Raw genomic sequence first — 12,788 nt, 5'->3', positions numbered from 1 at the left:
CAGGTATGGAAGACAGGACTGGAGACTGTTGGAGTTGACTGGTACTAATTGGTCGAAGGCTTACTTTATTTTTTTGGCTAGGTTTGGCTTGTTTTGGGTTGTCGCGTCCACTATGCAGTTTTGAGGCAATAACCCCGTATCGGGTGTATTATGCAAGGGCCCGGAGCTTATGCTCCGGGCCCTTTTTGTTTTAAGCAGATAGCATGGATTTTGTATGAACGATCTTTTCTCCCACGCACTTCAGCCAACCGAAGCCGAAAAGAGCGCGCAGGCCGCCGCAGCGGCGTCGTCCGCCCTCTACATCCGTAGCGAGATGCCCGTGGACGAACTCTGGACAGCCTTCACCGAGTACACCCACCTCTGGTGGCCCCGCGAGCTCAAGCGCGGAGAGGAGAGCTATGTGGAGTTTGCCGAGACCCACCTGCTCGAAGAAGAGGAGGACACCGCGGGCACTGGTATTCTCGCTGAGATCGTGCACCTGGTAGTCGAGGACGTCATTGCTGTGCGGCCGCTCGAAAACCAGCTGGCAGGGGGCCTTCCGTAGCGGTCTGAGTTTTGTCTTTGATGTAGATGCCGATGCAGACGCTGAGGCTGATAAGGAGGCAGAAGGATCCCTGCTTGAGATCAGCTCGGGCCTGGTGGCACCGCGGGAAGTGGGCGATTCGGAGCTGGGTCTGAGAGAGGAAGACCGGGAGACTGCTCGCCTGCTTCTGGGTGGTTTTTCTCGCTTTATCGGGGCGCGCCTGTATGAAGAATAAGCCCGTAATAGAGGAAACTTCCTGCCCCTGAGAACTTTTATTAGCTAGGCTGATAGTCGTTCTTGTATTTTTGGCAGAAGGATTAGTTATGGAAGCACTTACCACCCTTGTCACAGATATTGGCGGCGCCATCTGGAACTATATGTTCGCCGTGTTGGTGGGGGTGGGGCTTTACCTGACTATCCGTACCCGGGGCGTGCAGTTCCGCTCTATCGGCGAGATGTTCCGTATTATCGGTGAGCCCAGCGGCAATGATTCTACCGGCCGTAAGCAGATTTCATCTTTCCGAGCTTTCACTATTTCGGCGGCTGCCCGCGTGGGCACCGGTAATATCGCCGGTGTTGCCATTGCGATTACCCTGGGTGGCCCCGGTGCTGTGTTCTGGATGTGGCTGATTGCCTCCCTGGGCGCTGCCAGTGCTTTCGTGGAATCAACCCTGGCCCAGCTCTACAAGCACCACGGTAAAGACTCCTACGTGGGCGGCCCCGCCTACTACATGCAGCGCGGTCTCAATGCCCGCTGGATGGGCGTGCTCTTTGCGATCGTTATCTGCCTGACCTACGGTTTCGCCTTCAACTCGGTACAGTCAAACTCCATTGTTGATGCCACCAGCCAGTCGCTGTCTACCTTCGCTCCCGATGTGGCGAACAGCCTCATGCTCAAGGTCATTATTGGTCTGGTGCTGGTTGTTCTGACCGCGGCGATTATCTTCGGCGGCGTGCGCTCAATTTCGGCCGTAACCCAGGTGGTTGTGCCGGTGATGGCGGTGCTCTACATTCTGCTGGGTCTGCTGGTGGTGGTGCTTAACATTACCGCTGTACCGGCTGTGTTCCTGCAGATTATTCAGGGTGCCTTCGGCATTCGAGAGTTTGTAACCGGCTCGGTCTTTGGCGTGATTGTGCAGGGTATGAAGCGCGGCCTGTTCTCCAACGAGGCGGGTATGGGTTCGGCCCCCAACGCGGCCGCCACCGCGGCGGTCTCCCACCCCGCTAAGCAGGGCTACATCCAGGCACTGGGTGTTTACTTCGATACCATTTTGGTTTGCTCTGTGACCGCCTTTATCGTGCTGCTCTCCAACCCCGCCTATGGCGATAGCGCTCAGGGTGCTTCCCTGACCCAGAGCGCCCTTGCTCTGCAGTTGGGTGAGTGGGCAATTCACTTCCTCACCGTGGCAATCTTCCTCTTTGCTTTCTCATCGGTGATTGGTAACTACTACTACGGTGAGTCCAATATTCTCTTTATGACCGAGAAGGCCTGGGTTCTGCAGGTCTACCGCGTGCTGGTGCTCGTCTGCGTGTTTGGCGGTGCCGTGGTTGCTCTGGACTTCGTGTGGGCACTGGCGGACGTCTTCATGGCCTTTATGGCCCTGCTGAACCTGATTGCGATTGCCCTGCTGGCAGGAATTGCCACCAAGGTTCTGCGCCACTACGAGAACGCCCGCCTGACCGGCCAGGAGCCCATTTTCAACGCGTATGAGTTCCCCGAGCTCAAGAACCTGGAGAGCTGGGACGGCAACGATACCGTGACCACCCGCCAGTTCTGGATTGACTACGATGCCAAGAAGAAGGCGGCTAAGAAGAAGTAGCCTCTGCGCCTAGAGGTGCTCGCGCAGAGTCTGCGCTACCTGCTCCGGGGTTTTGCCCCGGAGCAGGTCTGTTTCTGCCGTGATGTGTACCCTCATGCGGGAGACCGCGCGGCAGTGGGGGATCGGCGCCATGTGCCAGGTGGAGGTGTAGGACGCCGCTACCCCGCTCAGACGCCGCAGGGCGGCTAGGGCGCGCCGGTAGGTGCGCTGGAGGTCTTCCTGGGCACTGTCTGTCATGGCAACCAGGTTCCTGCTGGGGGCCTTCGGTAGCAGCATAATCTCGCAGGGGTGCGCCGAGGCGTAGGGTACGTAGGCAACCCAGTGATCCCCTGTGAAGAGGATTCTCTCGCTAGCAACAATTTCAGAGACCAAAACATCGGCCAGCAAATCGCCACCGGTACGGCGTGCCCAGCGCTGGGCCTGCTCATCGACTGTCTCGGTTGCCTCGCTGGGAGCAGTGAAGCCGGCAATCTGAGCGGTCACCTCGCCCTCCACGCACATTTCTTTGACAGAGAGTTCGGAAATATCCCGGCGGGGAACCAGCTCTGTGAAGCGGGCAATGTACTCACCGAGAAGAGCGGTCACCAGCGAATCGCTCAGCTGCCCAAAGGTAGAGATAGTTTCCAGATGGGTAGGTTCCTGGGGCCTCAGCGCCCCAGCCTCAAGGGCGGAGAGCGGGTCGGCGGCGTCGTCCTGATGATCCGCCCCAGCAAAAGCCGCGGCTTCAGCTTCTAGCAGCGTTCCGTTGGCCTGGAGGCGGCGGGAGTAAGAATCCAGCAGGGGCACTGTACCGGCGACGCTGATGTACTCGCCGGTGAGCGGATCCCGCCGGATACCCAGGCTCCGATGATCCTGCTGGGTCAGAGAAAAAACTGTCTGAGTCATGATGCAACTACCACCTTGTCTACGAGTTCCTTGAGTTCATTGATAGCTTCGGAGGGCATCTCGGAGTCCACCACCACGGTGTCTACCTGCTGCCAGCTGCCCAGGTTCGCCAAAGCCTGCACGCCCCATTTGGAATGGTCCAGAGCGAGGATTACCCTCTCGCAGGCGGCAAACATGGCCTTGATGGTCTCTGCCTCCTCAGGGGAGGGAGTGGTGAAGCCGGCGGAATCTGCCGCGTGCACGCTGGTGATGAGGGTCTTGGCGTGAAACTGGCTGATACTGGCTGTAGCAAGGGGGCCTACCAGGGCGTGATTCTCGGTGCGGCGCCCACCGGTGAGATAGACCTCGGTGTCGGTGGAGAAGGCATCTGCGATGGGGGCGCCGTTGGTGACCACCGTGAGGTTCTGCTTGGTGCTGAGCTGGGCCGCTATGGCTGCGCAGGTGGTGCCGGTGGAAATCATGAGGGATTCGCCGTCTTTGACCAGCTCTTTGGTGGTGGCGGCGATTGCCTCTTTAGCGGCCCTGTTGGTGCTTGCCTTAATCTCAAAGGCGGGGTTGCTGTTAGTCTGCACCGAGCGGGCGCCACCGTGCACCTTGATGATGAGACCTTTTTCTGCCAGGTCATTGAGGTCGCGCCGGATGGTAATGGGGGAGACCCCGAAGACCTCAATGAGGTCTGCGGTGGTGACGGTGCCGCGGCGGTCTACCTCGCTGACGATCCTGGCTTGGCGTTCGTCTGCCAGCATGAAATGATCCTTTGCGCTCAATTATGATTGGAATTGATTAAAAGAATACACAAATAATCATTTTTGGTCACGCTTTTTCTTGGTGTGGTTTGCGGTTGACCGGCAACTGGCCCATTGAGGCGTCAAGTGGCCGTGCAGAGGGTCGGTTGCCGGTCAATTGCCAGTGAGTAGCTTCGCCGCCAGGGAGAGCATAATGACGGCGATGATAAAGTCCAGCACGCGCCAGGAAGATTCGCGCGCGAAGAAGGGGCGCAGCAGGCGGGAACCGTAGCCTAGGGCGGTGAACCAAATGGTAGAGCCCAGCACACAGCCTGCATAAAACCACCACTTGCCTACCGGTCCGTGGGTGTTAGCGAGGGAGCCCAGAAGTGCCATGGTGTCTAGGTAAACGTGCGGATTCAGATAGGTAATGGCGAAGGTGATCGCCAGGGCGCGCCCCAGGGTTTTGGGCCCTGCCTCGCCGGTATCGACCGTCAGGGCTGAGGGGTGCAGGGCGCGCTTCAGGGCGGAGAGCCCGTACCACACCAGAAAGGCACCGCCGCCCCAGCGCAGAACCTCAAGAATCCAGTCGGCTGATTCGGCAATCTTTCCCACGGTGAAAACCCCAATGCCAATCAGCAGGGCGTCGGAGAGAATGCAGAAGGCGATAATGGGCGTAATGTATCGCCCGATGATTCCCTGCTTGAGAATAAAGGCGTTCTGGGCACCAATGGCAACAATTAGAGACAGTCCGGTGCCCGCGCCCAGTAGAATCAGCATGAGGTTGTCCAAGGTCATGGGTAAAACCCTACGCAAAAGACAAGAATAAGACCATCTAAATATTCTTTATCTGCATAAGATATTCTTATGAGTCGTTTTACTGCAGAACAGCTGCGCACCTTTGTGCTGGTGATTGAGTACGGAACCTTTGAAGCCGCCGCCGATGTGCTGATGATTAGCGCCTCCGCTGTTTCGCAACGGATTAAGGCTATGGAGCAGGCTGCCGGGCGCGTGCTGCTCAAGCGCACCAACCCGGTGGTTCCTACCGAGACCGGCCAGATTGTTCTGAGGGTTGCCCGCCAGTCAGAGTACCTCAATAATGAGCTAGAGCGGGAGCTGGGTGGGGAGGGTGGAAACCACAGCGTGGCAATCGCCGTTAATGCAGACTCTCTTGCCACCTGGTTCCTTGACGCCGTGGCTCAGCTCGCCCGCGAAGACCGCATTTTCTGCGACCTGCGCCGCGAGGGAGAGCAGTATTCTTCGGCCCTGCTTCGCTCCGGGGAGACCATGGCCGCCATTACCTCCCACCCCGAGTCCATTCCCGGCTGTGTGGTGGAGCGTCTGGGTGTGACCCGCTACTGGGTGGTGGGCTCGGCGGAGTTTGCCCGCACCTCTTTTGCGGGCTGGCCACGGTCGATTACCCTCGAAGAGCTCAATGCTGCCCCGGTAATCGAATATGACCGCAAGGACGTGGGGCAGGATCTCGCGCGCTCGCTGCTGCTGGCGCAGTTTGATTTGAAGGACGACGCCGCGGGGCAGGCCCCCAGCGTCTACGTGCCGTCCTCACCCGACTACGCCCGCGCCGTCCAACTGGGAATCGGCTGGGGAATCGTGCCCGAGCAGCAGTGCAGGGCGGGGCTGGAATCGGGGGAGCTGGTCAAGCTGGTGGAGGAGCCCATTGAGTTTCCGCTTTACTGGCAGCGGTGGAAGATTTCTTCCGGGGTTCTGGATCGCGTGACTGAGCGGGTTTATGCCGCCGCGGAGGGCGTCTTTAAGGCGTAAGGAGTAGGGTTCGTAAAATTTCTTCTTAAAAACCGCCGTTCAATTTGCATTGTAAAAACTTTCTGAGTAAAGTTTTCTCTCGAAAGCACAAAGCAAAACCGAAAGGAAAACACCGTTATGGCAGAACTGACCGCAGGCGCCTGGAACCTCGATAGCTACCACTCAACCGTAGGCTTCGCTGTTCGTCACGCAGCAGTTTCTAAGGTGCGCGGTGCCTTCAATGACATCGAAGGCGTTGCAAACGTTGCAGAGAACGTCAATGACTCCACCGTTGAGGCAACCATCAAGGTAGCTTCTATCGATACCCGCATTGAGGCTCGCGACGAGCACCTGCGTTCCGCAGACTTCTTCGATGTAGAGCAGTACCCCACCATTGATTTCAAGTCCACCTCCTTCACCCTGGAGGGCGACAAGCTGACCATCGCTGGCGATCTGACCCTGCACGGTGTTACCAAGCCCATCGAGCTCTCCGGTGAGTTCGGCGGCGCAGTTGTTGACCAGAACGGCCAGACCCGCTTCGGTGCCTCCCTCGAGGGTAAGATTTCCCGCAAGGAATTCGGCATGACCTGGAGTGCAACCGTTGAGGCCGGCGGCGCACTGGTTGGCGACAAGGTCGCTCTGCACCTGGACGTTGAGTTCGTTCAGGCAGAGGCATAATCTTCTACCTCCGGTAGAACAGGCGGTTTCTCTCCGCTAGGGCGTGATCCCTGAATATAGTGTGTATGAAGTACCCGGCATCATCTGATGCCGGGTACTTTTTGTTTGCCCCATTACCGGCAAAGTGTGAGGGCAGGCATATAATAAAAATAATTTAGCCCAATGCTTTACAGATGAAGCAAAATGAGGGCACCTACCTCCCGGAAGGAGAATGTAATGACTGAAATTAAGCCCGGTGTCTGGCACCTCGACCCCTGCACTCCTACATTGGTTTCTCGGTGCGCCATGCCGCCATTGCTCGGGTGCGAGGGGTCTTTACCGACATCACCGCCACCGCGATTATCGATCAGGACATCAACCAGTCTGAGATTGACGTAGCGATTCAGGTTGCCTCGATTGATACCCAGATTGAGGCCCGTGATAAGCACCTGCGCTCCGAAGACTTCTTCAACGCCAAGAAGTACCCCACTATGACCTTCGTTTCTACCTCCTTCAATCTTGACGGAGAAGACCTGACCCTGGTGGGAGATTTGACCCTGCGCGGTGTGACCAAGTCGGTTGAGCTGAAGGGAACCTTCAACGGCGTGGTGGACGACCACATGGACACCACCCGCTTTGGAGCCTCTCTCACCGGTGAGATTTCCCGCAAGGACTTCGGTGTTTACTGGAACGCACCGCTGGTGAGCGGCGGCTTTGCCGTGGGAGATACTATTTCCCTCAACCTCGAAGTGGAGTTCACCGCCCCCGAAACCCACTAGGGATTCTGGTAGCGAGAACGAGCCGTTTATCATGGATAAACGGCTCGTTTTATATAGAGGTTAGGGGCATATGTTTGCTTGGTTAGAGCGCCACCAGGTTGCCCTCTACCTTGGGTCTCTGGCGGCGGGTGCCGGTGCGGGTTTTCTTGTATCGAGGACGCCGCTACCCCGTCTGGGTGCCGCGTTTGAGGTTGCGGTTACCCCAGCCCTGGGTGCTTTGCTGCTGGCAACCTTTCTGGCAGTGCCTTTGAAAATACCCCGGGGAGAATATGCCTTTCCCCCGCGTTTTCTGGGCTGGCTTCTGGTTCTCAATTTTCTGCTCAACCCCCTGATGGTGGCTGCGCTGCTGGCGGGGATTTTTGAAATTACAAGAATTTCTTCCGGACTGCTTTTCGCGGCGGCACTGGTGCTCCTGGCGCCCTGTATCGACTACGTGGTGGTGTTTTGCGGTCTGGCAGGGGGATCTCACCAGCACCTGTTGAGGGTAACCCCGCTTCTTTTGCTAGCCCAGCTCCTTGCCCTTCCCCTCTGGCTGACTGTCTATGCCTTCTGGGGAATAGTGGAACCTCCTGCGCCACTGAGTCTGCGCGCGCTCGCAACCTCCGCACCCGCCGTCCTGGTGGCACTAGCTACCGTGCTGGTACCGCTTGCCCTGGCCTACCTGCTCCAGCGAGGAACCGAAGCGATTCGAGCCAGGGCCGAAAACCTGTCTGAGCGGGCTATGGTTCCGCTGATGATGCTGGTTCTCTTCACCACCGTGGCGGCCCACTTTGGGGCGGTGGCTCACCAGCTGAGCCAGTTCTTTCCGCTGATGATTACCTATGCGGTATATGCACTGGTCAGCGGGCTCCTAGCCTGGTTTCTTGCGGCAAAAACTCAAGTTGCCGACCGGGTTGCCCTTACCTTCTCAGCGGTAACCCGCAATGCATTAGTGGTACTCCCCTTTGTCCTGGGGTTAGCAGAGATAGCTGGGCAACCTGCCCTACCGCTGGCAGTGGTGAGTCAAACCCTGGTAGAGCTTTTGGTGATGGTGGGTATGGTCAAGCTGCTTAGGCCAGTGACTGCCAGACAAAATAAATCAGGGCAGCAAGCACAAAACCGAGAAGAGCCCAGCGGCGCAACTTAGTCTCAAAACGGGCAGCCTTAATGTCTTTGCGCTCTTCACGAGGTTCATTGGGATCAACCGGAGCCAGGTTCTTAGGGTTGGTCACCTCGGGCTTGGAATCGGCAGGCTCCTCGGGAGCGGGCTCGGGTGAAGAATCCTTGGGGGCAGACACGAAAAACTCCTAACGCCAGCGGGTCATCATGACCATGCCCACCATCATCAGGGCAACACCAACCACAATGTTCCAGCTACCGATGGAGGGCACGGGAAACATGTTTCCGCTCAGGTAGAAAACAATAATCCAGAGAATTCCCAAACCTACCAGGCTAAACATAATCACCCGGTACCACAGGGGAGTGGGGGAGGCGAACTCGTCTGCGGTCATCTCTTTAGCGGCGCGACGGAAAGCGGCCTCATCGCGCTCCAGATCAAGGTGATCTTCGTTTCCAGCACGAACCGATTTCTTCTGAGAATCAGTCACGTTTCCTCCAGTATCCACTTTCACGGCGGCAATCATGTACGGTTTAATCTTGTATAACAATACTAGGTTTAAAACCGGCGCATGTGCTGATAAAAATCACTCGTAAACCTAGAGGCTTATTCAAAGGTGGGGTATCCAGCCCGAGAGCGCTGGCCAACCTCCCTTAAACGCCAGCCCCGATGCCAGTTGGCCAGGCGCTCTCGGGCTGTCTTGTGTGACCTTTTGAATAAGACTCCTAGCGTTCTGCTCACATCACCGGGCATACATAGAGGACTTCATGGCAGCTAAACAGCACACTGGTACCCCGCCGTCATCTCGTTCGGCGGGCCAGTGGATTATCCAAATTCTGGGTGAGCTACTCATTACCGTAGGATTTATTCTTCTGCTCTTTGTTGCCTGGCAGCTGTGGTGGACCAACATCTCAGCCAATAAAGCCCAAGACCAGGCGGTTGATTCTCTGATTCAGGAGTTCAATGCCGCCGCGGGCGGAAGCGGCACCCAGGCCGCCGCGGGTGATTCCGGCGACGGCGCGTCGTCCGTCCCCAGTCTCAAACCCGGCGACTGGGATCCGACCGATCCCGCCACCTCGGCAGCCCCCGCCTACGGCGAAACCTTTGGCGTGGTCTACATTCCCCGGTTTGGCGAGAACTACATGCGGCCCACCGCAGAGGGCACCGGCACCGATGTGCTCGATACCCTGGGCCTGGGCCACTATGAAGGTACAGCCATGCCCGGGGAAGTGGGTAACTTTGCCCTGGCTGGTCACCGCCAGACCAACGGCGCTGTGCTCGACCGCGTAGAGGAGCTTCAAGAGGGCGACCACATCTATGTGCAGACCAAAGACGGCTACTACACCTACACCATCTATGAGACCAAAATTGTGCTGCCCAGCGAAGTAGACGTGATTGCCCCCAACCCCGATGACCCCACAGGTGAGGCAAGCCAGCGGCTGCTCACACTTACCACCTGCCACCCCCGCTACGGAGATACCGAGCGGTACATTGTCCATGCCAAGATGGAGAACTGGCAGCCTCTCGAAGCCGGAGCCCCGGCCGAAATCGCCAACTCGGTAGCAAGCTAAGCAGAAAAGATACACACGATGTACGGATGGATTTTTAGACACTTGCCCGGCCCCCTGTGGCTGCGCATCATTATTGCTCTTGCCCTGATTCTGCTGGTGGTCTGGTGCCTGATGGAATATGTATTCCCTGCGGTGGAACAGTACTCACCCTTCTACCGCGATGTCACCATTCCCACTGAATAGCTGCCCCAAGGAGATAACACCGTGACCAAAATTCTTGTAATTGATAACTACGACAGCTTCGTTTTCACCCTGGTGGGTTACCTCGAAGAGCTCGGTGCTGAGGTAACGGTAATCCGCAATGACGACCTGGCGCTGGACGGCGCGGTTGAGCTGGCGCAGGCCCATGACGGCGTGCTGGTGTCGCCGGGCCCCGGTGCCCCTGCTGACGCGGGGTTCATTATCGGGCTCATTCGCTGGGCAGCCGAGAGCAAGAAGCCCCTGCTGGGTGTCTGCCTGGGCCACCAGGCTATTGCCGAGGCTTTTGGTGCCACCGTAGACCATGCGCCTGAGCTGATGCACGGCAAGACCTCCTCGGTGGTGCACGGGGGCGAGTCCGTTTTTGCCGGCCTGAAGTCTCCGGTGACGGTGACTCGTTATCATTCTCTGGCGGTGGTACCCGAGACCATGCCCGAGCAGCTGAAGGTCACCTCAACCACCGATGGAGGAATTATTATGGGCCTTCAGCACACCGAGGCCCCCATGCACGGCGTGCAGTTCCACCCCGAGTCGGTGCTGACCGAGGGGGGTTATCTGATGCTGGGAAACTGGCTTGAAGAGGTCGGCCTCACCGGTGCGGCTGCCAAGGCAGAGAAGATGTCGCCGCTGGTGGCTCGATAGAGAACTCAAGACAAAAGCGCGGGGAGCTAGGGTTAATCCTAGCCCCCCGCGCTTTTGTCTAGCAGCGCCGTCCTTATTCTTTATCCTCGCGCCGAAGCTGAGGCAGAAGGCTGGGCAGATGCTGAGGCAGGCGCGCTCGGTGCGGCACTGGATGAGGGAGCCGAAGAAGGCTCATTCTCTGAGGAACCAGTGTCGTTGTTTGATCCTGAGTTTCCGGGGTTAGAGTTGCCGTTATTGCCCTGGTTCGAGTTGTTGTTCGAATTGGGGTTATTGGGTGCGGCGGTGGGCGCGGGTGCCGCCGCCACGCGGATAGTCACGGTTGAACCCTGCTCAATCGAGGTGCCGGGAGCCGAGCTCTGCGAGATCACGGTGCCCGCCGGCTGCCCGCTGGTCTGTACGGTCTCGATATTGGTAGAGAGCATCACCTCGGGTGCCTGCAGGGCGGCAATAGCCTGGTCGCGGGTCATGCCGGTGACGTCGGGTACCTCTACCTTGCCGGTGGAGAGAATAATATCCACGGTAGAACCGGCATCTGCCTGCTCGCCGGCGGCGGGGGTGGTGTTGACAACCATGCCCGCCGGTACGGTGGCGCTATTGACGTTGGAGGTGCGGCCGGCCTTAAAGCCCGCCTCCTCCAGGGCAGAGCGCACGTAGGATTCGCTCTGACCCTCAAGGTTATCGGGCACCGCCACGCGGGAGGGACCATCGGAGAGGGTCACGGTTACCTCAGTGCCCTCTTCAACCTCGGTGCCGGTGACCGGGGAGGTCTTAATGACGTTGTCTTTCTCCACGTCGTCAGAGAACTCTTCTTCCCACTTCACGCTCAGGTTCATGTTGCGCAGAGTGTTCTCTGCCTCTTCGCGATTGACTCCCTGTAGCGCGGGAACCTCGTGGGTGGGTACCTTGTTGAGCTCGTTCTGGTAGTAGAGCACGGTGCCGATGGAGAAGAGGGCCAGGGCGGCAATCACCATGCCGGTGATGACCTTGGTCCAGGCAGCCCGGCGGCGCTTTTTCTTGGCCAGGGCTTCGTTGCGTTCGTAGTCGTAGAGCTCGTCGTCTGAGTACTCCGCCTCGGCGTTGTCGAAGAAGCTGCCCAGCCCGGTTTCTTCGGTGGGAGCGGGTTGGCTAGAGGTGGTGTAACCGGCGGTCGCGCCAGCTCCGGCTGCCGCTCCCGTAGCTAGGGCACCTGCCCCCAGGGCGGTGGTGGGCACGGTGGCGGTGTCATCGTAGGACGACGCCGCGGTGGAGCCAGCACCGTGGGAGGCAGCGGCACCAGCCAGAGCGGTGCGGAAGGCATCGGCATTCTGGTAACGGCTTGCCCGGGACTTGCTCAGGGCCTTGAGCAAAACGGTATCGAGAGCAGCGGGAATCTGCTGCTGGGCGAAAGCGCTGGGGGGCTGGGGAACCTCAGAAAGGTGCTTGGAAACCAGCTCTTCGGTGGAGTCGGCGTCAAAGGGAGAGTGACCGGAAATCATCTCATAAATCACGCAGGCGGCAGAATATATGTCGCTACGAGAATCTACGGTTTCGCCCCGGGCCTGCTCGGGAGAGACATAGCGGGCAGTGCCCATCACGGTCTTTTCCCCGGCGAGTGCCTCACCGGATTCGGTCATCGCGCTGGCAATGCCGAAGTCCATGACCTTCACCTGACCCGCGCGGCCCTGAGAAGCGTCTTCCTCGGTCTGGGGCAGAATCATCACGTTGGCGGGCTTAATATCGCGGTGTACAACACCGCGGTCGCCCGCATACTGAAGCGCCTCAAGAATCTGGCTACCGTAGGAAAGGGCCTCATCTACCGGCAGCTCGCCGCGGGCATCAAGAATCTCCCGCAGGGACTTACCGCCCACCAGCTCCATGACCATAAAGGGCACCTGAACAGAACCGGAAGAGAAGGTGCCGGTGTCGTAGACACTGACAATGGTGGGGTGATTCAGCGAGGCAACCGACTCAGCCTCCTGCTGAAAGCGGGCACGGAAAGTCTCATCCGCCGCGTGGGCGGGATCAAGAATCTTCAGAGCTACTGCGCGCCCCAAGCGGGTGTCTTCTGCCGAGTAGACATTGGCCATAGCGCCCGAGCCAATTTTCTCTTTGACCCGGTAACGCGTATCAATCATTTCGGGAACACTAAATT

Annotated in this window: 16 protein-coding genes; 10 read left to right on the top strand and 6 right to left on the bottom strand. The window is 58.3% G+C overall.

The window, feature by feature from the left end; translation table 11 throughout:
• Positions 1–214 precede the first annotated feature (214 nt).
• The 3 genes from IEV00_RS11075 to IEV00_RS11065 all read left to right on the top strand — a co-directional run bounded on the left by IEV00_RS11075 (position 215) and on the right by IEV00_RS11065 (position 2,343).
• On the top strand, positions 215–544 hold the full coding sequence (locus IEV00_RS11075; protein WP_188360431.1) for a hypothetical protein: 330 nt from the start codon (positions 215–217) through the stop codon (positions 542–544).
• On the top strand, positions 498–758 hold the full coding sequence (locus tag IEV00_RS11070) for a hypothetical protein (RefSeq protein WP_188360430.1): 261 nt from the start codon (positions 498–500) through the stop codon (positions 756–758). The genes IEV00_RS11075 and IEV00_RS11070 overlap by 47 nt, the downstream gene beginning before the upstream one ends.
• An 88-nt stretch (positions 759–846) precedes the next feature.
• Complete coding sequence (locus tag IEV00_RS11065) at positions 847–2,343, top strand: alanine/glycine:cation symporter family protein (protein WP_188360429.1); 1,497 nt, start codon at positions 847–849, stop codon at positions 2,341–2,343.
• A 9-nt stretch (positions 2,344–2,352) separates the two neighbouring features.
• On the opposite strand, the gene IEV00_RS11060 is transcribed toward IEV00_RS11065, so the two are convergent.
• The 3 genes from IEV00_RS11060 to IEV00_RS11050 all read right to left on the bottom strand — a co-directional run bounded on the left by IEV00_RS11060 (position 2,353) and on the right by IEV00_RS11050 (position 4,751).
• Positions 2,353–3,228, bottom strand: coding sequence for an HIT family protein (locus IEV00_RS11060; protein ID WP_188360428.1), 876 nt, complete (start codon positions 3,226–3,228; stop codon positions 2,353–2,355).
• Positions 3,225–3,974 (bottom strand): DeoR/GlpR family DNA-binding transcription regulator, encoded by a 750-nt coding sequence (locus IEV00_RS11055; RefSeq protein ID WP_188360427.1) that lies wholly within the window; start codon positions 3,972–3,974, stop codon positions 3,225–3,227. The genes IEV00_RS11060 and IEV00_RS11055 overlap by 4 nt, the downstream gene beginning before the upstream one ends.
• Positions 3,975–4,127: 153 nt before the next feature.
• Positions 4,128–4,751 (bottom strand): LysE/ArgO family amino acid transporter, encoded by a 624-nt coding sequence (locus IEV00_RS11050; RefSeq protein ID WP_188360426.1) that lies wholly within the window; start codon positions 4,749–4,751, stop codon positions 4,128–4,130.
• A 69-nt stretch (positions 4,752–4,820) separates the two neighbouring features.
• Between IEV00_RS11050 and IEV00_RS11045 the strand changes: the two genes are divergently transcribed.
• From IEV00_RS11045 to IEV00_RS11030, 4 genes are all read left to right on the top strand, one after another.
• On the top strand, positions 4,821–5,735 hold the full coding sequence (locus IEV00_RS11045; protein ID WP_188360425.1) for an ArgP/LysG family DNA-binding transcriptional regulator: 915 nt from the start codon (positions 4,821–4,823) through the stop codon (positions 5,733–5,735).
• 117 nt (positions 5,736–5,852) lie between these two features.
• Entirely contained in the window at positions 5,853–6,392 is a 540-nt protein-coding gene (locus IEV00_RS11040; protein WP_188360424.1) for a YceI family protein, read from the top strand.
• Between the two features lie 239 nt (positions 6,393–6,631).
• Positions 6,632–7,150 carry a YceI family protein gene (locus IEV00_RS11035; RefSeq protein WP_373868246.1) on the top strand — a complete coding sequence of 173 codons (519 nt, stop codon included), beginning with the start codon at positions 6,632–6,634 and terminating at the stop codon, positions 7,148–7,150.
• A gap of 70 nt (positions 7,151–7,220) precedes the next feature.
• Complete coding sequence (locus IEV00_RS11030; protein WP_188360422.1) at positions 7,221–8,276, top strand: arsenic resistance protein; 1,056 nt, start codon at positions 7,221–7,223, stop codon at positions 8,274–8,276.
• On the opposite strand, the gene IEV00_RS11025 is transcribed toward IEV00_RS11030, so the two are convergent.
• Entirely contained in the window at positions 8,200–8,427 is a 228-nt protein-coding gene (locus IEV00_RS11025; protein WP_188360421.1) for a long-chain fatty acid--CoA ligase, read from the bottom strand. The two genes, IEV00_RS11030 and IEV00_RS11025, sit on opposite strands and share 77 nt — an antisense overlap.
• 9 nt (positions 8,428–8,436) lie before the next feature.
• Entirely contained in the window at positions 8,437–8,736 is a 300-nt protein-coding gene (locus tag IEV00_RS11020; RefSeq protein WP_229723207.1) for a cell division protein CrgA, read from the bottom strand.
• 277 nt (positions 8,737–9,013) lie between these two features.
• On the opposite strand from IEV00_RS11020, the gene IEV00_RS11015 reads away from it, so the two are divergent.
• The 3 genes from IEV00_RS11015 to IEV00_RS11005 are packed head-to-tail and all read left to right on the top strand — an operon-like array spanning position 9,014 to position 10,657.
• Positions 9,014–9,817, top strand: a complete 804-nt coding sequence (locus tag IEV00_RS11015; protein WP_188360420.1) for a class E sortase — start codon at positions 9,014–9,016, stop codon at positions 9,815–9,817.
• 18 nt (positions 9,818–9,835) lie between these two features.
• The gene (locus tag IEV00_RS11010) at positions 9,836–10,000 is read left to right on the top strand and encodes a hypothetical protein (RefSeq protein ID WP_188360419.1); all 165 of its coding nucleotides are present in this window, start codon (positions 9,836–9,838) and stop codon (positions 9,998–10,000) included.
• Between the two features lie 21 nt (positions 10,001–10,021).
• The gene (locus IEV00_RS11005; protein ID WP_188360418.1) at positions 10,022–10,657 is read left to right on the top strand and encodes an anthranilate synthase component II; all 636 of its coding nucleotides are present in this window, start codon (positions 10,022–10,024) and stop codon (positions 10,655–10,657) included.
• Between the two features lie 80 nt (positions 10,658–10,737).
• Here IEV00_RS11005 and pknB read toward each other — a convergent pair whose 3' ends face one another.
• Positions 10,738–12,771, bottom strand: a complete 2,034-nt coding sequence (gene pknB, locus IEV00_RS11000; RefSeq protein WP_229723206.1) for a Stk1 family PASTA domain-containing Ser/Thr kinase — start codon at positions 12,769–12,771, stop codon at positions 10,738–10,740.
• Positions 12,772–12,788: the final 17 nt, after the last annotated feature.

This window comes from Rothia aerolata, from assembly GCF_014635585.1.
GTDB lineage: Bacteria > Actinomycetota > Actinomycetes > Actinomycetales > Micrococcaceae > Rothia > Rothia aerolata.
This window is presented reverse-complemented; position numbering and strand designations above follow the sequence as displayed.